General features: G+C 40.9%; 1 protein-coding gene. It reads left to right on the plus strand.

What is annotated here, in order from left to right; genetic code table 11:
• On the plus strand, nt 1–726 hold a 726-nt coding region (locus J7R12_RS08600), incomplete at both ends, for a POTRA domain-containing protein (RefSeq protein WP_208439068.1).

A 726-nucleotide genomic window follows, 5' to 3' on the forward strand; every position in this document is an offset into this window, starting at 1 on the left:
GATTAGAAAGAATTGAGAATTTACGCGCTTTAACGCCTAAAAGGATCAAGACGCCTTCAGAGCAAAATCCAGAAACGCTTTTGGGTGGGAAACAATGTTTTCCAATTCATGCTATTGTTGTTGAGGGTGCGCATCATGTCAAAAAGCGCTCTATATCAGCCGTAACAGAGCCTTATGTTGGAAGATGTATCGGTCTTGTCGATATTCAGCTCTTAATCAAACAATTAACCAAAGTTTATTTGGATCAAGGCTATGTGACGGCGCGTTTTTACATTCCTGATCAAGATATCAAAAACAGCAAGATGCTCAAATTTGTTGTTGTTGAGGGAAAGCTTTCAGATATTTATTATAATGGTTTACCGACATCTCGTTATAACAATGTTGTATGGAGTGCTTTTCCTAGGCTTAAAGGTCATGTTCTGAACATGCGCGATATTGAACAGGGGCTTGATCAGATCAACAGACTTCAGTCAGCGCATGCCAAAAGTGAACTTCTACCGGGTCGTGAAGATGGTGGTACCATTGTTAATATTAGCAATCACCCTGAGAAAGCTTTCAAGGTTACTGTTTCTCATGACAATATGGGGCAAGCTTCTACGGGTTATGCGCGTTATAGTGCAGGCTTAAAGGGTGAAAATATTTTAGGGATGAATGATGCGTGGGATTTTGGTTATCAACGCAGTGAGACAGATTATTGGGGTGGGAGCAAGCAAGAAGGACATAGCA

The sequence above is a fragment of the Bartonella vinsonii subsp. vinsonii genome, assembly GCF_902825235.1.
GTDB classification, from domain to species: domain Bacteria; phylum Pseudomonadota; class Alphaproteobacteria; order Rhizobiales; family Rhizobiaceae; genus Bartonella; species Bartonella vinsonii.